Below are 18,640 nucleotides of genomic sequence, written 5' to 3'. Positions count from 1 at the left end.
CGCGCTTTTCATGGGACCTCGCCGTGGCCTTCAATACTGGTGATGGCCCGCCAAGAGGTTCACACCGCTCTTCTGGGGAGACGAAGAAATGACTATTCTGCCGACATTGAAGTGCCTGACCGTCGCGGCTGCTATTCTGGCCTCGACCACCGCCCTGTCCATTGCAAAGGATGTCACCATTACCGTCTGGGCAGGCGGTACGGGACCTAACGACGTCTATCGCCTCGACGCGATCGACATAGCCGCCGAGCAGCTTCAGCGCGAAGCCGCAATCAAGGGCGAAGACCTCAAGATCAAGGTCGACAAGAAAGCCTACAGTGGCTGGGAAGACTTCAAACAGGCGATGACACTCGCCGCCGAAGCCAAGACTGCTCCAAATATAGTCGTCACCGGCCACGAGGACATCGGCCCCTGGGCTCAGTCCGGCCTGATCGTGCCGATCGAGGATTATGTCGACCTCGACTCCTGGCCACTCAACGACATCTACGAAAACCTGATGACCATCGCCTCGTTCAACGGTACCGTCTACGGTATTCCGCAGGATGCCGAGTCCCGCCCGATGTTCTTCTGGAAGCCGTACATGAAGGCCATCGGCTATAGCGACGCCGATCTCGAGGCGTTGCCGAAGAAGGTCCAGGACGGCGGCTACACGCTGAAGAACGTGCTGGAAGACGCCAAGAGGATGCAGGACAAAGGCCTCGTCCAGGCAGGCTACGGCTTCTATCCGCGCAACACGAACGGTCCTGACTATTGGCAGTTCTACACCAGCTTCGGCGGCAAAATGGAAGAGGACGGCAAGCTCGTCTTCGACAAGGCGGCAATGCAGCGTACCTACCAGTTCTTCGCCGACGCGGTAAAGGATGGCGTCACCAAGAAGAACCATATTGGCATGCCCGGCGATCAATGGTGGAAGGAAGTGGCTTCCGGCAAGGCAGGCATCTGGCACGGCGGCACCTGGCACTACGCCCGCTATGTCAAGCAAGAGGGCCTGAAGGACTTCTTCGGCAACGTCATCTTCACGCTGATCCCCGCCGGCGATGGTGGCAAGGCCAACACGCTGACGCATCCGCTCGTCTATCTTCTGACCTCGGGTCACGACAAGGACGCCACCGAGGTCGCTGCCCAGCTGATCAAGATCGCTTCCGAACCGCGCATCAACGTGCTGCACGCGGTCAAGTCCGCTCACCTCGGCATTTCGAAGGCCGAAACCGAGATCGAGCTCTACTCCTCCGATCGCTGGACGCGTGAAGCCACCGAGCGCCTGCTGCCCTATGCTAACGCGATGCCCAACAATGCGGATTTCGGCACCTACTGGAACATCATGTGGAAGGGCCTCGAAGCATCCTGGACAGGCGCCAAGACCCCGGATGGCGCCGTCAACGACGTCGAGAGCGAGCTGAAAAGCACGCTCGGTGACAAGATCGTCATCCGCTAGGCACCAAGGCAACCCTCCGGGCGGCAAGTCCGCCCGGGTCCTTTGCGGAGACTTTCGATGAGAACGTCCAGAACGCTCGGGCTCGTGATGATCGCGCCTGCTGCGGTGATGATCCTGCTGTTCTTCCTGATGCCGGTCGTGCTGACAGCGGTCTTCTCCTTCACCAGCATGACGACTGCCACGGGCATTTCGGGCGGCGCCTACCAGATCGCACCGAATTCGCTGGATGCGCTGAAGCGCGAAATGCCGGATGTCGTGCAGCAGCTGACCGAGCCGCGCTACGCGATCGACGAAGAGGGCATCACGAATGTCGAGGCCCTTGGGCTGGAACCCGGCATTGCCGCAGAATTGCGCGAGAAACACCTCGGCGAAGTCTTTCCCTCGCGACGCGAGGCTGAACGCATGATCAAGGATCTCCAGGACAGGCCATCGACCCGGGACGTCAAGCAGATCTCCGAGCAGTTCAACCGTTCCGTCGCCAACTTGCGCTTCGCGAGCAGGGATGAGCTTTTCGCCTCTCTCGACAAATTTGGCTTCAACTTGACGCCGGAGCAGAAGGAAGGCCTTGCCAGGGCAACCTATACCGGCTGGAGTTGGACCACCGAGAATTTCTCGCGCATTGCTTCCTCGCCGGACATGGCTCAGATCCTCTTCAATACCCTTCTCTACGTCGCCCTGGTCCTCGTGTTGTTCAACACGAGCTATGCGATGGCTTTAGCGATCTGGACGCATTACATGCCTGATATGCCGGCGATGATCTTCCGGTCCATCTGGCTCCTGCCGCGCATTACGCCGGTCGTCATCTACGTGCTGATGTGGAAGTGGCTGGCATGGGATACCGGCTTCATATCCGTGCTGATGGGCAAGTTCGGCTACCCACCGAAAAACTATCTTCTCGACAGCGCCTACCACGCATGGTTCTTCGTGGTCTTGATCAACGGCTTTATCGGCGCCTCGATGGGCATGCTGGTCTTTTCCTCGGCCCTGAGGGCCATTCCCAGGAGCCAATTCTTCGCAAGCGAGGTAGATGGCGCCAGCCGCTGGCAGCAGATCCGTTATATCATTCTGCCGCAGATGCGCTGGCCGATCCTGTTCGTCAGCTGCTATCAGACGCTTTCCCTGCTCGCCTCTTTCAACGAAATCCTGCTTTCGACCCGCGGCGGGCCGGGCAATGCGACCGAGGTTTGGTCGCTTGCTGCCTACCACACAGCTCTCAACAACTACGCCGGTAACCTGGAGTATGGGCTCGGCGCAGCAATGGCGCTGGTCCTTGTGGTCATCGGCATCATCCTGTCGTTTGCCTATCTGCGCGTCTTCAACTACGCCTCGCTGGTTGCGCGGCCGCTCATCGAGGATTGATCATGGCGGAAAAGTCGCAACCATCTGCAAATTATCGCACCTGGCCGGTCATCCTGGCGCTCACGATCGTCAGTTTGCCGCTGGTGCTGATGTACACCTATCTCTTCATCGATACGATCACCGACAAGCAGCCCGCATCGCTTATCCCGGATTCGATCACCTTTCGCCACTGGTCCTTCCTCTGGCACACACCGCCCGGAAAGCCCAATATCTGGCTGGTGACGCTGAACACACTGATCTTCACAGCCAGCACCACGACCGTCGTGCTGCTCGTCTCGTCGATGGCCGGATACGTGCTCTCGCGGCTGAACGTGCCCGCACGGGGCTTCTTCCTCGCCGGCGTCATGGTGCTGCATGCCTTCCCGTCGGTGACGCTGATCATTGCGATCTTCATCGTGCTGCAGATGGTCGGCCTCTATAACTCCCTGATCGGCGTCATCCTGGTGAAGGCCGCCATCGACCTGCCCCTCGGTATCTGGCTGATGAAGGGCTTCTACGATGTCGTCCCCTGGGAGATCGAGATGGCCGGCGTTGTCGACGGTGCTTCGCGCTTCCGGGTGTGGCGCAGCCTCGTACTGCCGCAGGTGCGTCCGGCGATCCTGGCCCTGGCGCTGTTCTCCTTCCTGTCGGGCTGGGGCGAATTCATCCTGCCGCAGGTTCTGGCCCCGAGCGGACAGGTTCAGGTCCTGTCGGTCTATCTTGCGGGGCTGATTGCCGACGACAACAATTTCAGTTTCGGCACCTTCAAGGCGGTGGGTGTGTTCTACGTGATCCCAGTGCTGCTGCTTTACGGATTCTTCCACAAATACCTCATGAATATCTATGGCGGCGGGAGCAAAGGCTGATGCGTATCCTCCTCGACAATTTCTCCAAGAGCTTCGGCTCCACCAAGGTGATCGAGAACATGAACCTCGAAGTGGCGCATGGCGAAATGCTGGCATTGCTCGGCCCTTCAGGTTGCGGCAAGTCGACGACGCTCTTTGCCGTCTGCGGTATCCATCGTCCAACCGCTGGCCGCATCCTTTTCGGCGACCGTGACGTGACCGATCTTCCGAGCCAGGCGCGCAATGTCGGCGTCGTTTTCCAGTCCTATGCGCTCTACCCGCACATGACCGTCGCCGAAAACATCGGCTTTCCCCTGAAGGTCAAGGGGATCGCTCCGGCCGAGATTCGCAAGGACGTCGACCGCATCGCTGGGCTAGTCCAGATCGGCAACCTGATGGGCCGCCGCCCTTCCGAGCTCTCCGGCGGACAACAGCAGCGTGTCGCGCTCGCCCGCGCGCTCATTCGCAAGCCCGACGTCCTGCTTCTCGACGAACCTCTCGCCAACCTGGATGCGAAGCTCCGGCTGGAGATGCGCTCTGAAATCCGCCGCATCCAGCGAGAGACGGGCATTACCGCCATTCTCGTCACCCACGATCAGGTGGAGGCCATGAGCATGTGCGACCGCATCGCCATCATGAAGGAAGGCGAGATCGTGCAGACTGCGACGCCGGCAGAGATGTACAACGACCCGCGCACCGCCTTCGTTGCTGGCTTCCTCGGCAACCCGCCGATCACGTTCCTGCACGGCGTGGCATCGAACGGTGCCTTCTCCATTCCCGGCAGCCAGATCGAAGTTCCGCTGCCGGTCTCGGTCAACGCCGGCGAAGGCGCCAGGCTGATGCTTGGCGTGCGACCGGAACACTATAATCCGGCAGGCGACATCCGCGTGACCGGAACCGTAAACTTCGCCGAGACCCAGGGCCGCGAAAATCTCTACGACGTGCGATTGGCAGGTGGCCCGTTGCTGCGGTCTATCCAGCCGGCGCGCCATGATATCGAGATCGGCGACGAGGTCAGTTGGGCCATCGACAGCCGCAATGTGCTTGTGTTCGATGAAAACGGACGGAGGCTCTGATGCGCGACTTCTCGAGCTTCTTCGACCGCTATCGTTGGCCTGCGGGCAAGGGTCAGCTTCCCTTCTGCATCGGCCACCGTGGTGCCAGCGGTCACGCCCGCGAAAACACGCTTGCGGCCTTCCGGCTGGCTGCGGAGCTTGGTGCGGAAATGTGGGAGCTCGACACACAGTTGACGAAGGACGGCGTGGTCGTCGTCTCCCATGACGATCACCTCGGGCGCGTCTTCGGCGTGGACCGTCACATCTCCGGGATGACTGCGGCCGAGCTTGCAGCATTGGAGGGGGTGGAGGTGCCGACCTTCGAGGCCGTCGCCGCCCTTGGGCGTGAGACCGGCACCGGCCTTTATGTCGAACTGAAGGCGCCGGGAAGCGGCCTTCGTTGCTGGCATCACCTTCGGGAACAGGACCAGCGTTTTGCCTGCCTTGGCTCCTTCGATACCGCACAGGTCCGCGAGCTTCGCGAGGCTGGCTGCGATTATCCGCTCTCGGTCCTCATCCGCGTCGGCAACGATGCGCATGCCATGGGCGACGAAGCACGTGCTGATATCCTGCATCTCTGCTGGGAACGCGCCGGCGAGCGGCCGCAGGATCTGGTCACGCCTGCACTCACGGACCGCGCTTTCGCCGAGGGCCGCGAGATCGTCCTTTGGCACGAAGAGAGGCGACCGATCCTGAATGATATCATGAAATTGCCGGTGCTCGGCATCTGCACAGACCTGCCGGAGATGATGCGCACCGCCTGGGGTGGGGACGAAAACCGTGGCAGACAAGGATAAGGGACCGCGCAGGGTAACGTCCTTCGATGTGGCGCGCGCGGCAGGCGTCTCCCGTGCGGCAGTTTCGCGCGCCTTCACGCCGGATGCGAGCGTTTCGCCGAAGACCCGTGAAAAGATACATCAGGCCGCCAAGGAACTGGGCTACCGCGTCAACTATCTGGCCCGCAGCCTCACAAACAAGCGCTCGGATCTCGTCGGCGTGGTCGCAGCGGGACTGGACAACCCGTTCCGTACTCTGCAGATCGAACATCTGGCACGCACGCTCGTTTCACGGAATTTCAGGCCAATCCTGCTGCCGACCTCAAAGGAGGCAGATACCTCGACCGTGATCGGCCAGCTGTTGCATTATGCAGTCTCCGGCGTGATCGTCACATCGGACGCTCCGCCGACGGAGATCTGCGAGCAGTGTGCCGCTGAAGGGGTACCGATCGTGCTGATCAACAAGGGCGACGACATTCCCTTCGTTGACCGTATCATTTCCGATGACCGTACCGCCGGGCATCTGGCCGCCGATCATCTGATCGATAAGGGCGCAAAGCGCCTCGCTATGATCGCCGCGCCTTCCGTCTCGTATTCGGCGCGTCGCCGCACCGATGCCTTCCTCGGTCGCTGCCGCCAGCGTGGCGTCGATGCACAGCTGCTCACGGTTGGCGTAAACGATTATCGATCCGGCTTCGACATTGCGTCCGGACTTGGGCCCTTGGCGATTGACGGCATCTTCTGCGCCAACGACTATATGGCCTGCGGCGTCGTTGACCGGCTGATGGCTGGCCGCAGCCGCGACGACGCGCCCGCCATTCGGGTCATCGGTCACGACGACATTGCTCAGGCAAGCTGGGCCGCCTACGAGCTCACCACGATTCGCCAGCCCTGCGATCTGCAGGCCGAACAGACGATTGACCTGTTGATCGGCCGGATGGCGGAGCCCGAGATGACGGCGCGTGTCAAAATCACGCCCGTTTCGCTGATCACGAGAAGGACTGCCTGATGAATTCCGCATTCGATGCCACAGCCCTCGATGCCCGGGCAGCGGCCGCAATCGAGATCGCCCGCCGTGTTGGCCGAGACGCAGCCCGCTTTCGTGCCGACATGGGCTCGGGATTGAAGGTCGAGAACAAGGGCTTGCAGGATTTCGTCACTGTCGCCGACCGCAATGCCGAGCAGGCGATCCGCGACGGGCTGCTTTCGCTGTTTCCGCAAGACACCTTCATGGGCGAGGAAACGGGCGGCAGCGCAGGCGGGGCAGGAACCTGGGTGGTCGACCCGATCGACGGCACGACGAACTACATCCGCGGTTTCCGGCATTGGGGCGTATCGATCGCCTTCTGCGCCGAAGGACAGCTGGAGATCGGTGCGGTCTACGACGCGGCCAAGGATTCGGTTGTGTCGGCGATCCGCGGCCGAGGAGCCACCCGCGAGGGCGACCCTGTCCGCGCCGCGAAAACGAGCGATCCGGCCAATGCGATGTGCATCCTCGGCCATTCGCGCAAGACAAGCTTCGACGAGCACCTCGCCGTCTCCCGCCGCCTGCATGAGCGCGGCATGGACTACCGCCGCATGGGTGCAGCGGCAATCGACCTGCTACGCGTCGCAGAGGGCGCCGCTGACCTCTACTATGAGCGCCACCTTAATGCATGGGATATGCTGGCTGGTGTGTTGATCGCCTCGGAGGCAGGCGCGAAGATTGCCATGCCAGAACTGCCAACACTTCTCGCCAACGGCGGTCCGGTCGTCGCCTGTTCGCCGGGGCTCGCCCGGGAGTTTGAATTCATCCTGGAAATCGAAGGATTGGCGTCCAGCTGATCCAGCCCGCATATCCAACCGCCGACGCACTCGGCGTCGAGAAACCAGGCTGTCTCAGTTAGGTGCCGGTCCGCAAATCGGCCTCACGACGTATCGGAAGCATGCGGCCTGATCTACGCCTCCGTTGTTGTCGCTTTCAGGTTACTCCTCAACCGGGAAACCTGAAAGCAGACCTGACGACCGGCGACCAGCTGCAGGCTGCTTCGCTTTGAGAGGATCAAACCGTAGACCCGGCGGTTGCCTTCTTGCATGCTCCGCAAAGCCGGCTCCATTCAATGGCGATCTCCGATCGAAATGTCAAAATCCATGAACTGTTTCAATTCCCGTCACGGTATTTTTTCAACAAAACAGATATAAATACAGCCAACTCTCGGGAAACTTGCAAAAAGCACCGCGGCTCGTTAGTCACATGGGTTCGCAAGGATCCGTTGTCAATTTTGGTTGGTGAAAGGACAGAAATCGTGCCGCAGACGGACATGAGAACCGGCAGTGCTGGGCGAAAAGTGCTTTGGGCTACTGTGGCAGTGATCGCGCTCGCGGCTGCTGGCGCGACCACCGGCAAGTTCATGCTCGAGAGGGCAGCCGACCGGTTTCTCGTCGAGCGCGGCGGCAAGGCGAGCACGCTCGGAGCGGACTTTCTCGGACGCATCCACATCAGTGACGTCACGCTACCCTTGGCCAACGGCGGCAGTGCGCGCGTCGCTGCGATTGACGGCAGGCCAACGATCTTCTTCCTGAAAGGCGAGATCGAGGTTAAAGGTCTCGAGCTCGACCTGGCAATGGGCAAGCTGTCGGTGCCGCAAGCGAGCATCGAAGAACCCGACTTCGTCGCTGATGCCCTGGTCAAGACTGACGATCAGGCGATCCTGACGCCGCTCAAACGCATTGAACGTTTTGCCGCAAAGCGTGTCTTAGCGCCGCAGGTTACGGTCAGCCAGCTTGCCGCCGGTTCCGAACAAAAGACAGTCTACAAGGACGTTGCTTTGGAAGACATCGCTGGTGGTCGCGTCGGGCGTTACTTTGCCAGTGGGGCGAGCTTCCAATTCGCGCTGGAGATTCCGGATGGCGAGGGCGCAACAAAGCGGGAGGAGATGAACGGCTCCATGGGTGCCGTCACCGGAAAGGATTTTGACGCAGCCTATCTCGTGCGAATGTACACAGAAAAGGCCGGTCCCGACGACAGGGAACCAAAACCGCTCTATGGCCCGATGTCCGTCAGGAACATCACCTTATCGAACAGCAAGTCGCGCTTCAGTTACGATGAGGTGCGCAGCAATGGCTTGAGCGTTCGCATGCCGGCCGAGCCACTTCTTGAAACGCTTCAGAAACTGCAATCGGCCAATCCCGAGGCACTGCCGCCAGCCGAGCGGCAGGCATTTGTCGAACGTGTCCTTTCACTTGCCGACATTATCGGCAAGGCCGACATCGAGATGCTCGGTCTCAAGGTGGAAGTCCCTGAACAGGATGGCGGCGACGACGGCAAGACGGTCAAACTGGCCATCGACAGCATAGCGTTCCAGCTTGGTGGCCGCACCTTCGACGGGACCATGCATGGTGTTTCCGTGGGTCAAGGCGCCGATTACGTCAAGGTCTCGGAGGCGAGCATCAAGGGCTTCTCCTGGGATCCAACCATGGAGGCGCTGACTAAGCTGGCGAAATTGGACGAAGAGCAGATCGCGAACTTCCCTCTCACCACGCTCATGCCGGAGTTCGGAACGATACGGGTGGCGGGACTGGACGTCGACATGCCTGGTTCGGAGGCGGCACGTGCGTCGAACAGCCAAGTCGGCGAGGACAAGCAAGGCGCAACCGATAGCGAGACAGATCCATCTTCAAGCACCGGGCTTTCGCCTGACGCGGATGTGACAGACGATGCCGACAACCAGGACGATCCGTTGAGCGAGGGACAGGCCGACCAGGCTACCCTACCTTCCGTTCCGGAACGCATCCGTTTCACGCTCGACAATTATGAGTTGGCATTGGGCAAGCCTTACAATGGCATCCCGACCGATGTCCGCATCAGTTATCGGGACCTCAGCGTGCCGGTTCCTACCGACACCAAGGACGAAGGTTCCAAGGCGCTGCGCAAACTGGGTTTTGAAAAGCTTGTCTTTTCCTCCAACGTAGAACTGGCTTGGGACGAGCCCAATCAGAACCTTCTCATCAAGGAGATTTCACTGAGCGGGAACGACCTCGGCGGCTTTTCCTTCTCAGGGCTTATGGGCGGTGCCACCAGGGACTTTTTCTCCGGCGACACGACCGCTGCGCAGATGGCGCTCTTCGGCCTCACTGCCAGGCAAGCCAAACTCAAGATCGAGGACAAGGGGTTCGTGGCCAAGGGGATCAAGCTCTATGCCGATGAAAACAGCATGACCGAAGACAGCGTGCGCGGCATCCTTGTCCTGATGACGACTGCCGGCTTGCAACAGTTTGCGTCTACCCAGCCGAAGCTGCAGGAGGCTGTGAGCGCACTTTCACAGTTTATCACCAAGCCCGGAACCTTCACCCTGACGGTCAAGGCCAAGGACGCTGCTGGCATCGGTGCGCTTGAACTGGCCGGCGCCATGGAGAACCCCTCACTTCTGCTCGACAAGGTCGATCTCGAAGCGACCGCACAATAAGCGATTACCAGCCGGTGAGGCCTTAGGCCTTGGCGTCACCGGCTTTGACGAGATCCTCCACGTTGAGAGGCAATTTCGCAAAGGTGCCGCCGGTTTCGGCTCGAAACAGATGAAAGCGCGCGGCTTCGACGACGAGAGCAAGCGATGAGCGGTCTTTGACCGCGACGTGATCCGGCAGATGGACGATCGTTGCCGTCCCGCTACCCTCGACCATTCCATATACATAGGTGTCGGTGCCGATGCTTTCTGCATAATCGACGTCCAAGCGGATCGGATACCCGTCTGCTCCGTTGCCCTTACCGAGTTCGAAATGACTCGGCCGCACGCCGAGGATCACAGCCTCGCCGACGGTCGCCTCCCCGAGTTCGGCTGGAATTTCCAGACGACCGAAGCCCGGCACATCCACGGCGACATGACCCGGACCTGCGCCGGCAAGCGTTCCTTCGAAAAAGTTCATCTGAGGTGAGCCGATGAAGCCTGCGACGAACTTGTTGGCGGGAGCTTCGAAGAGCTCCAGCGGAGTGCCGACCTGCTCGACCCGTCCGGCGTTGAGGACGACGATGCGGTCCGCCATGGTCATCGCTTCGATCTGATCATGTGTGACATAGACCATTGTCGCGCCGAGCCGCTTGTGAAGACGGCTGATCTCCCCTCGGGTCTGCACGCGAAGCGCGGCATCCAGGTTGGACAGCGGCTCGTCGAAGAGAAACAGCTTGGGATTCCTGACAATCGCTCGACCGATAGCTACCCGCTGTCGCTGGCCGCCAGAGAGCTGCTTTGGCCGTCGGTCAAGAAGAGGCTCGATTGCCAGCATTTTTGCCGCTTCGATCACGCGTTGGTCGATTTCGGCTCGGCTCATCTTCAGGTTCTCGAGACCGAAGGAGAGATTCTTCGCAACAGTCATGTGCGGGTACAGCGCATAGGATTGAAAGACCATGGCGATCCCGCGATCCCCAGGGGACGCCGCCGTCACGTCATGGTCGCCAATAATGACCTGGCCGGCGGTCACGCTTTCGAGGCCGGCAATAAGGCGAAGCAACGTGGACTTGCCGCAACCGGAAGGACCGACAAGCACGACGAACTCGCCCTCGCCTACATCCAGATCCACACCGTGGAGGATCGCGTGATGGCCGAAGCTCTTCTTGACGTCCTTCAACTTGAGACCGGCCATTATCCATTCCTTGTGCTGCATCTGGAGACAACCACGGGCGCACCGAGCGGTCGAATGCCACCTTTTTGTCGGCCGCAGTTTGCGTGGAAGCAATTAGTTCGTCAAGATGACGAACGTAATTTTCTGTGCCATCGATCCGATCGGTTCATCCCGCCGCAGACATGCGATCTTGGGTCGCGCCACGGCCGCCACAGTCGTGGCGCCGGCGCTGACACCGTCATCACACCGATGTCGCAATCCGATACCGAGAGCGCCTGCGACTGGCACGGACAAGAGACCTGGAAATTACAGTGGCGGCGGCGGGAGACGCCGCTGCTCCGGCAAAGTCTGCGGCGAAAAGAGCAGATTGTGGACATGGTTCAGACCAATCGCCAACGCCCCCAGCAGTGTTGCCTTGCCACCAAGAACGCTTGCCTTGACGTCGATTGCGCGGCGGCTTGCTTTCGCAATGCCTTGCCGAACGCGTTCGGCGATCAGCGGATGACGCCCGATGCTGCCGCCGAGAACAACGGTCTTCGGGTCGACGATCGCATTGACGGAAACGACGAGGAGCGCAGCGATGTCGGACACTTTGCCGATGACATCGACAGCGAGCGGGTCGTCATTTTCGGCAAGCGCCAGGATATCGCGCACCGATGTATCCTTCGCGCCTCCCGAGTGAGCGTAGAGCTCGCTGATCCCCTGGGCGGCAATCGCGCACTCCAAGGCGCCACGCTCAAGGCTGTCGTCGGCATATGGATCTGCTCCGAACGGCATGTAGGAAATTTCGCCCGCCGCACCGCTTGCGCCGCGCATAAGCTTGCCGTCCTGCAGCACGCCCAGTCCGATACCTGTTCCCAGCGATATGAACGCCACTGAACCGATTGCGGTTGCGCATCCCTGCCAGGACTCGCCGATGACGGCTGCGTTGACATCGTTTTCAAGGACGACAGGACAGCCAAGCCTGTCACTCAGCGTCCTGCCGATATCGATCCCTTCGATATCGACCAGATTTGGCGCCATGGAGAGAGCACCGGTGGCCGGGTCGACAACGCCCGGCGTCGCGATTGCCGTAACAAGCACGCGTTCCCGGGCGATACCCATGTCCGCAAGCGTTTTCGCCAGCATCGCCTCCACCTGGTCGATCAGGTGATAGCCGCCGCGGCGATCGGATGGATAGTCGATTTCACCGACAATGCTTCCGACAATATTGCCGAGCACGATACGTGTTGTCGTCGCGCCCATGTCGATACCGACGGCATATCCGGCGTCGCCATTGACCTCATAGGTAATGGCGGTTCGGCCAATGCGCCCGCTTGTGACGCCCTTTTCCCGAACCCACCCCGCTTCTTCCAGCGTCCGGATGACCTCGGACATCGTCTGCTTCGAAAGCCCCGTAATCTTGGAGAGCTCCGCACGCGACGTGGGCCCCGCATGAAGCAGAACATCCATGACGGCGCGGACAGAGATCTGCCGCAATACGGGAGGCGCGTTTTCGGTTAGTGCCATGGTCGAGCCATCCCGCCAGATCCGTCTTCGTCGTTGTACCGGTGATTTGCTTCTTCCATGAAAGCTCGCCGATTTCAAACTGCTTGTTGACAGTCTTCTGACGCACCAATAATAAATTCGTCAACCTGCCGAACAAATATCGCAGAGGACCGAGTTTGTCAAATATTTCAACCATTGCGTCTGGCTTGCGACAGGCCCATCACCCCCGTCAGGGAAACGGTGCGGGCATCGTTGCCGGTGTCGATCTGGGTGGGACGAAGGTCCTTGTGGGTCTGGCCAATCTTGAAGGCCTGATTTTGGCAAAGGCCGAAGAACCGACGGAACATGGTTCCGATGCACCGGTCCTGGAGCAAATTCCGCGAATGATCATGTCGATGCTGCGGCAGCATCGGGACCTGGGCCCGCTGCTTAAGGCTGTGGTCGGCGTACCGAGCGCTGTTTCGCCGTTGACGGGGCTTGCTTCACTTTCTCCCCATCTGGCAATCCCGGCGGATCGGCCACTTGCCGCGCTTCTTGCAAAGGCGCTGCCCTGCCCTGTCGTGGTCGAGAACGATGTTAACCTGGCAGCTTACGCGGAGGCCACCCTCGGCAAGGGGCGCAATCGCGATTCCCTCGCCTTCGTCGCCTTCGGAACCGGTGTCGGAATGGGACTTGTCGTCGGTGGGACGCTTTTTCGTGGTCAACATGGACGGGCGGGGGAACTTGGCTTGCTGCCGCTCGGCGCCAATCCGCATCAGACAGCACCGCACGCGCGCGCCGGTCTCTTTGAGGACCAGGTCGATTCACCTGCAGTGCGCAGCCTCTACGGCGATGGTAGCGTGCCGGTGGCCGAAATCTTCGCTCGCGCCGCGGCCGGAGACGCGCAAGCCGCCGCAGTCATCGAGACGCTCGCGAAATCGGCTTCGGTTGGCATAGCGTCCGTGCAAGCTCTCCTCGATCCCGCCGTCGTGGTGCTGGGTGGCGGCATCGGCTCGCGGCGGGAATTTGTCAACGCTGTGACACGACACCTATCGGTGCTGCTGCCATTTACGACACAGATAGAGGCAACTGGCATCGGCCCGGAAGCCGGCATGCTCGGTGCTCTCATGCTCGGTCTCAACGACCTTGCAAGCATTGATAGTCTTGAACAAAGGCAGGCGGCCCAATGAGCGCGCGACAAGCAAAACGACAAATTCTGACGCCGCTCGCCGACGGGCAGCTTCGTTCCACGGAACCGGTGCTCGTCCCCTTCATGGCTCCGCGCCTGCAGGGCGATTGCCGCCCGGAGGGCAAGATCGAGCTTTCGCTGTGGGGCTCTGGCAAACTGGCAAATCTGACTTTCTCCGGATGGAGCGCACCGTTCACCTATGCCCCGAACCGCGTTGACGCGCATGGTGGGGGGCTCTATGTGGCGCAATCGGCGCCGGCACTTTTCCTGAAGGGCGCAAAGCTGAGGACCTTTATTCCCGCCAGGCGCTGCGCCTGGTGGGGCAGCATTGCAAAACGCGAACCGGTGGAGCGGCTGGGCCGCCGCCGCATTGCCCGCACCGGCTGGGGCGTCGCCATCGCCGAGCAGAGATCGAGCGGAATATTCGTGACCGCCGGCGCGACGATGGAGGAAGCCCAGGCAGCTCTCAAGCTGGACGAGGCTCAAGTGATCGCAGAGGCGGATGCCTATGTCACGCGGTGCGACGCAATGCCGGAAGCGGATCCCTTGATGCGCAGCATGATCTCGCAAAGCCTGCATGCGGCGCTTTCCAGCATACGGCAGGACGAGCATGGTGCCTTTGCCGGCCTTGCGGCCGGCCAGGCCTACAGCGCGCCGGCTCGCACGTATTATCGTGACGGCTATTGGACACTTCAGGCCCTCCTCGACCGGGAACCGCAGGCGGTGCGCGCTCAGATCGATCTTCTTGCACGGGGCGTCCAGCCGAACGGCGAAGCGCCGAGCGGCGTCATCCTGACGGGCCCCGGACAGGCAGAAGAGTGGGAGAAGGTGCGGCAAACCCATCCAAGGATCAAAGAGGAGCATCTTCGGCCCGGGGACTGGTGGAGCGATCACTTCGACAGCCCCCTCTTCTTTGTCCTGACGATCGGCGACTATGTCAGGACGACCGGTGACAGTGCCCCCCTTTCCCTCTATTGGGACAAGGTGGTGACGATCTTCAATCGCTATTGCGGGTTCGACGAGGCTGCAAACGGCTTGCCGATGAAGCCACGGCATGACCGCGACTGGGCCGACAACGTCTACCGCCATGGCTATGTTGCCTATGATCTCGGCTTGTGGATCGGGGCGCTCGACGTCATCGCGCAGCATGGTCCGTCGCTTGATGAGGCAGTGGCATCAAGAGCGGCTGCCATGGCGCAACAGGCACGCGTTTCACTGGACGAGGTGCTGCTCCAGCCGAACGGCACCTACGCAGACTACGGGACAAAGGCGGATTTCATCGAAGATCACCTGACGCTCGACAGCCTGACACTGCTTCGTTTCAAGGCGGTCTCTTTTGAAAGAGCAAAGAGCGTGCTCACCCGCGTCCAGCAAACCCTGGAGAGCCGCAACAACAGCGAACAGCCCTATGGCGACTGGGGGGTGCTTTGCGCCTTCCCCCCTTTCAAGCGTCCGAAAGACACCCGTGAAAAGTCCTATTTCGCCTACCGCTACCACAATGGTTCGGACTGGCCCTATCTGTCGGGCCTTTATGCGGAGCAGCTGCTGAACTATGGCCTGGACGGGGCCGACTACCCGCTCTTGCGCTGGTGGAAAACCTGCCTCGAGGAGGGCTGGATGGGCGCTGTCGAATATTTCTCGCCTCCTTGGGGTCGCGGTTCGCTGCTTCAGGGATGGAGCAGCATGCCGGCAGCTGCAGCACTTTCCTACAAGGACAAATTGCCGACGCCCCCCGGCTAGGTTTCCCCGACTGGCCGCCCTCAGGGGCGGCTTTTTTTTGCTGTCGGAAGCGTCACACAAAAAAGCCGCCTTTGAGGGCGGCTTTGGAGTTCAGTTGGTGTGGTGCAGCTCTATTCCTTTGTCGCGCCCGCCATCAGGCCGCTCATCAGCATGCGCTGCAACGCCGTAAACATCACAAGCACGGGCAGCACCGACAGCACCGACATGGACAATAGCCGCGGCCAGTTGATGCCGAAGCGCCCGACGGTATTGGCAAGCGCAACCTGGACAGTCCATTTATCCTGATCGCTGATGATGAGGAACGGCCAGAGATAGTCGTTCCAGCGCCATACGAGATTGAAGGCAAGTAGCGTTCCGATTGCGGGTATGGCAAGCGGCACGATAATCCTCCACAGGATTCGCCACTCCGGCGTCCCGTCGAGACGCGCCGCCTCCAGAAGGCTGTCTGGAATGTTGGTGATGTATTGGCGCATGAGGAAGACGCCGGTGGGCGTTGCCGCCGGCGCGATGATAATGCCCGCCAGCGTATCGAGAAGATTGAGATCGCGCAGCACCAGAAAGACCGGAATCATGATGATCTGCAGCGGCACCATCAACGACGACATGATGAGCAGGAAGAAAAGCGTATCTCCCTTGAACCTGAACTTCGCGAGCGCGTAGCCGGCCATCACGCTGATGGTGACCGAAAGAAACGCCGAGAGCACCGAGACAACAGCAGAATTGCGGAAGAAAACAAGAAACTTCGCACGCGACACCGTGTCGATGAAGTTCTGCAGCGTCGGTTGCGCCGGAAAAATGGTCGGCGGCCACTGGAAGATCTCCTGCTGCGACTTCAATGACGACAGGAACAGCCAAGCCGGCGGCATCACGAAGACGAATAGCGTCAGCGCGACGAAGAAGAAGCGCCAGGGAGTGTAGATGCGCGTCATTTTTCACCCCGCGATACACGTAGCTGGAAGATCGTCAGAAGCAACAGGATGATGAACAGCACCATGGACTGGGCCGCCGCGACGCCGGCTTGCATAGGCTTCTGAAAGGCAGTGTCGTAGATTGTCTGAATGAGGTAGACGGTCGCCTTGCCCGGACCGCCGCCGGTCAGGGAGACGACGAGCTCATAGACCTTGAAGGCCTCGATCGAGGACAGCACCAAAACAACTGCCAGCGTCGGCTTGAGGAGCGGCAGGGTGATATGGGTGAACTGTCGCCACTTGCTGGTACCGTCGATCGAGGCGGCTTCGTAATAATCGATCGAAATTGCCGTCAAGCCGGCGATGAAGATCATCATGTTGAACCCGGCTTGCGCCCACACCCAGGCGATCACGACAGCAACTTGCGCCATCGTGTCCTGCTCCAGCCATGGCACTGGAGCAATTCCGACCAGCGATAGCAGGTAATTGACCAGGCCGTTGTTGAGACCGAAGAGCCACCGCCAGGCAACACCGATGATCAGCAGACTGATCATGGAGGGGAAAAAGACAATCGTGCGCACGAGCGCAAACAGCCTGGTCTGGGGCGACAGAAGAAGAGCCAGCGCCAGCGAGACGACAATGTTCAGCGGCACTGCAATGACAACGAAAAGGAGCGTCTTGAGCAATGAATTCTGGAAATCGGCGTTGCTTAGGAGCCCAACGAAGTTTTCCAGGCCGATATATTGCGGCACGGTACTTGGCACCTGTGGAACAACCACCACGCCCCGCTTGAAAAAGGCCATGAACAGGCCCTGCACCAGCGGATAGAGCGTGAAGGTGACGAGGAGTGCCATGGTGGGCAGCATGAGCAGGTAAGGCCAGCTCAGGCTCGCCAAGCTACCTCGCAGACCTTTCGGCACCGGGTGGGAACCCAGTGCCGAACGGCTATCTTCCAGCATGGCCGTCGTCACTTTCCGGCCTCAAGCGAGGCATCGGCTGCCTTCTTGATCTGCGAAATGGCCTCGGCGGAGGAGATCTGGCCGGCAACAGCCTGGGTGACTGCCGTCTTCACGGTACCCCAGACAGCCTGCATTTGCGGCCAGGCCTGGTCGGTTGCCGCGTAGGCAGGGCTGGCGTTCAGCTCGTTCTGCATTGCCTTGATCGCTTCGGTCGCGGCCGGATTGTCATACTTGACGGCCGGCGCCTTCAGATTGGCCGGGATCATGCCGAAGGTCTTGGCATACTGCGCCTGGATGTCCGGCGACGTGATCCATTTGATGAATTCAACGGCTTCCGGAAGATGCTGGCTCGTGTTGAAGGCGACGATATAGTCGCCGCCGTAGATCGACGACGCAACGGTGCCCCGCGGCGTCGGGCCGGCTTGCCACGCAAAATGCGCATTGTCGGCCAATCCGGCGATTTGCCAGCTTCCCGACATATAGGCGACAGCCTGACCGGCGGTGAAGATTTCCTTCGGATTATCAGAGCTTGCTCCGGTCCAGAGGCCAGGCGGCATCGCAGCCTTGGTGATGTCGATGAACTTGTCGAGCGTGCTCGTCCACGCTGCCTCATCCATGATCACCTTGACCGGTTCTTTCTCGGTATAAATGTGATTGCCGTACTGGTACTCGTGAACGATCCAGCGACTTGCCGAAACGTCCCACACCAGAGGATAGCGGGTACCTGACTTTTCGGCGACTTCCTTGATCTTCGGAATGAATTCATCCCAGGTCCAGCCGGTCGCCTGATCCGGGATCGCAACGCCGGCCTTCTTGAAGGCATCGGCGTTCAAAAAGATGCCGGTCGAGGTCACGCGCAGCGGCGCGGCGATGACCTTGTCGCCAAGCTTGGCGCCGTCGCCCCAGCCCTTGACGAAGTCATTGATCCATTCGGGGCCGATTTCCTTGTTGAGATCGACGAGGAAGGGGCGGATGACGGGTTCCATCGATGAGGTCAGCGACAAATCCGGCATGATGCCGGAGGCCGCGTACTGCTGGAATTTCTGGATCATCCCGTCATACGGGGTGATTTCGAGATCGAAGGTGGTGTCGGGATGCAGCTTGGTATACTGGTCGAGCAGGGCGCGGGTGTTCGCCTCTTCCTGATCATTGTCAACGTACCAGACGATCTTCAGTTCGGATGCTGCCGCAAGCGACATCGTCATCGCCATTGCAGCTGCTGTCATCATCAATGTCTTGAGCGGTTTCATAGGGTTCCCCTTCTTGGCTCCTCATTTTTCAAGAACTCTGCGAACGATCGGCCCACTATTCACTCCCTTGGGTGAGCGTTTGT

Annotated in this window: 15 protein-coding genes; 10 read left to right on the top strand and 5 right to left on the bottom strand. The window is 60.2% G+C overall.

Features of this window, described 5'->3' with window-relative positions:
* Positions 1-88: 88 nt before the first annotated feature.
* The 8 genes from NBG89_RS21385 to NBG89_RS21350 all read left to right on the top strand — a co-directional run bounded on the left by NBG89_RS21385 (position 89) and on the right by NBG89_RS21350 (position 9,894).
* Complete coding sequence (locus tag NBG89_RS21385; RefSeq protein ID WP_431324124.1) at positions 89-1,435, top strand: ABC transporter substrate-binding protein; 1,347 nt, start codon at positions 89-91, stop codon at positions 1,433-1,435.
* Between the two features lie 57 nt (positions 1,436-1,492).
* Complete coding sequence (locus NBG89_RS21380) at positions 1,493-2,794, top strand: ABC transporter permease subunit (RefSeq protein WP_431324123.1); 1,302 nt, start codon at positions 1,493-1,495, stop codon at positions 2,792-2,794.
* A 2-nt stretch (positions 2,795-2,796) separates the two neighbouring features.
* On the top strand, positions 2,797-3,639 hold the full coding sequence (locus NBG89_RS21375; protein WP_431324122.1) for a carbohydrate ABC transporter permease: 843 nt from the start codon (positions 2,797-2,799) through the stop codon (positions 3,637-3,639).
* On the top strand, positions 3,639-4,694 hold the full coding sequence (locus NBG89_RS21370; RefSeq protein ID WP_431324121.1) for an ABC transporter ATP-binding protein: 1,056 nt from the start codon (positions 3,639-3,641) through the stop codon (positions 4,692-4,694). The genes NBG89_RS21375 and NBG89_RS21370 overlap by 1 nt, the downstream gene beginning before the upstream one ends.
* Positions 4,691-5,470: a glycerophosphodiester phosphodiesterase gene (locus NBG89_RS21365; protein WP_431324597.1), complete on the top strand. Its 780-nt coding sequence runs from the start codon at positions 4,691-4,693 to the stop codon at positions 5,468-5,470. The genes NBG89_RS21370 and NBG89_RS21365 overlap by 4 nt, the downstream gene beginning before the upstream one ends.
* On the top strand, positions 5,454-6,458 hold the full coding sequence (locus NBG89_RS21360; protein ID WP_431324120.1) for a LacI family DNA-binding transcriptional regulator: 1,005 nt from the start codon (positions 5,454-5,456) through the stop codon (positions 6,456-6,458). Before NBG89_RS21365 ends, NBG89_RS21360 begins: the two co-directional genes overlap by 17 nt.
* Entirely contained in the window at positions 6,458-7,273 is an 816-nt protein-coding gene (locus NBG89_RS21355; RefSeq protein WP_431324119.1) for an inositol monophosphatase family protein, read from the top strand. Before NBG89_RS21360 ends, NBG89_RS21355 begins: the two co-directional genes overlap by 1 nt.
* A 476-nt stretch (positions 7,274-7,749) precedes the next feature.
* Positions 7,750-9,894, top strand: coding sequence for a hypothetical protein (locus tag NBG89_RS21350; protein ID WP_431324118.1), 2,145 nt, complete (start codon positions 7,750-7,752; stop codon positions 9,892-9,894).
* A 22-nt stretch (positions 9,895-9,916) separates the two neighbouring features.
* Here the strand turns inward: NBG89_RS21350 and NBG89_RS21345 are convergent, their stop codons facing one another.
* Both NBG89_RS21345 and NBG89_RS21340 read right to left on the bottom strand, forming a co-directional pair.
* A complete protein-coding gene (locus tag NBG89_RS21345; protein WP_431324117.1) occupies positions 9,917-11,065 on the bottom strand; it encodes an ABC transporter ATP-binding protein in 1,149 nt (382 codons plus the stop codon).
* A 285-nt stretch (positions 11,066-11,350) separates the two neighbouring features.
* Positions 11,351-12,553 carry an ROK family protein gene (locus tag NBG89_RS21340; protein WP_431324116.1) on the bottom strand — a complete coding sequence of 401 codons (1,203 nt, stop codon included), beginning with the start codon at positions 12,551-12,553 and terminating at the stop codon, positions 11,351-11,353.
* Positions 12,554-12,708: 155 nt separating this feature from the next.
* On the opposite strand from NBG89_RS21340, the gene NBG89_RS21335 reads away from it, so the two are divergent.
* Both NBG89_RS21335 and NBG89_RS21330 read left to right on the top strand, forming a co-directional pair.
* Positions 12,709-13,701: an ROK family protein gene (locus NBG89_RS21335; protein WP_431324115.1), complete on the top strand. Its 993-nt coding sequence runs from the start codon at positions 12,709-12,711 to the stop codon at positions 13,699-13,701.
* Positions 13,698-15,440 carry a GH116 family glycosyl hydrolase gene (locus tag NBG89_RS21330; protein WP_431324114.1) on the top strand — a complete coding sequence of 581 codons (1,743 nt, stop codon included), beginning with the start codon at positions 13,698-13,700 and terminating at the stop codon, positions 15,438-15,440. Before NBG89_RS21335 ends, NBG89_RS21330 begins: the two co-directional genes overlap by 4 nt.
* Positions 15,441-15,550: 110 nt before the next feature.
* On the opposite strand, the gene NBG89_RS21325 is transcribed toward NBG89_RS21330, so the two are convergent.
* Genes NBG89_RS21325 through NBG89_RS21315 form a run of 3 tightly spaced genes read right to left on the bottom strand, consistent with a single transcriptional unit; the run spans position 15,551 to position 18,557 of the window.
* On the bottom strand, positions 15,551-16,369 hold the full coding sequence (locus NBG89_RS21325; protein ID WP_431324113.1) for a carbohydrate ABC transporter permease: 819 nt from the start codon (positions 16,367-16,369) through the stop codon (positions 15,551-15,553).
* Positions 16,366-17,319 (bottom strand): carbohydrate ABC transporter permease, encoded by a 954-nt coding sequence (locus NBG89_RS21320; RefSeq protein ID WP_431324112.1) that lies wholly within the window; start codon positions 17,317-17,319, stop codon positions 16,366-16,368. Before NBG89_RS21320 ends, NBG89_RS21325 begins: the two co-directional genes overlap by 4 nt.
* Complete coding sequence (locus NBG89_RS21315; RefSeq protein WP_431324111.1) at positions 17,316-18,557, bottom strand: ABC transporter substrate-binding protein; 1,242 nt, start codon at positions 18,555-18,557, stop codon at positions 17,316-17,318. Before NBG89_RS21315 ends, NBG89_RS21320 begins: the two co-directional genes overlap by 4 nt.
* Positions 18,558-18,640 lie beyond the last annotated feature (83 nt).

It is taken from the genome of Rhizobium sp. YTU87027 (assembly GCF_050644135.1).
Classification (GTDB): domain Bacteria; phylum Pseudomonadota; class Alphaproteobacteria; order Rhizobiales; family Rhizobiaceae; genus Rhizobium.
The sequence above is the reverse complement of the archived record's forward strand: the minus strand, read 5'-3'. Positions and strand labels throughout refer to the sequence as shown.

Excerpts from the sequence above, each read along its gene's own strand:
- NBG89_RS21385 (WP_431324124.1), top strand. The coding sequence starts at position 89 with ATGACTATTCTGCCGACATTGAAGTGCCTGACCGTCGCGGCTGCTATT.
- NBG89_RS21380 (WP_431324123.1), top strand. The coding sequence starts at position 1,493 with ATGAGAACGTCCAGAACGCTCGGGCTCGTGATGATCGCGCCTGCTGCG.
- NBG89_RS21375 (WP_431324122.1), top strand. The coding sequence starts at position 2,797 with ATGGCGGAAAAGTCGCAACCATCTGCAAATTATCGCACCTGGCCGGTC.
- NBG89_RS21370 (WP_431324121.1), top strand. The coding sequence starts at position 3,639 with ATGCGTATCCTCCTCGACAATTTCTCCAAGAGCTTCGGCTCCACCAAG.
- NBG89_RS21355 (WP_431324119.1), top strand. The coding sequence starts at position 6,458 with ATGAATTCCGCATTCGATGCCACAGCCCTCGATGCCCGGGCAGCGGCC.
- NBG89_RS21350 (WP_431324118.1), top strand. The coding sequence starts at position 7,750 with ATGAGAACCGGCAGTGCTGGGCGAAAAGTGCTTTGGGCTACTGTGGCA.
- NBG89_RS21345 (WP_431324117.1), bottom strand. The coding sequence starts at position 11,065 with ATGGCCGGTCTCAAGTTGAAGGACGTCAAGAAGAGCTTCGGCCATCAC.
- NBG89_RS21340 (WP_431324116.1), bottom strand. The coding sequence starts at position 12,553 with ATGGCACTAACCGAAAACGCGCCTCCCGTATTGCGGCAGATCTCTGTC.
- NBG89_RS21330 (WP_431324114.1), top strand. The coding sequence starts at position 13,698 with ATGAGCGCGCGACAAGCAAAACGACAAATTCTGACGCCGCTCGCCGAC.
- NBG89_RS21325 (WP_431324113.1), bottom strand. The coding sequence starts at position 16,369 with ATGACGCGCATCTACACTCCCTGGCGCTTCTTCTTCGTCGCGCTGACG.
- NBG89_RS21315 (WP_431324111.1), bottom strand. The coding sequence starts at position 18,557 with ATGAAACCGCTCAAGACATTGATGATGACAGCAGCTGCAATGGCGATG.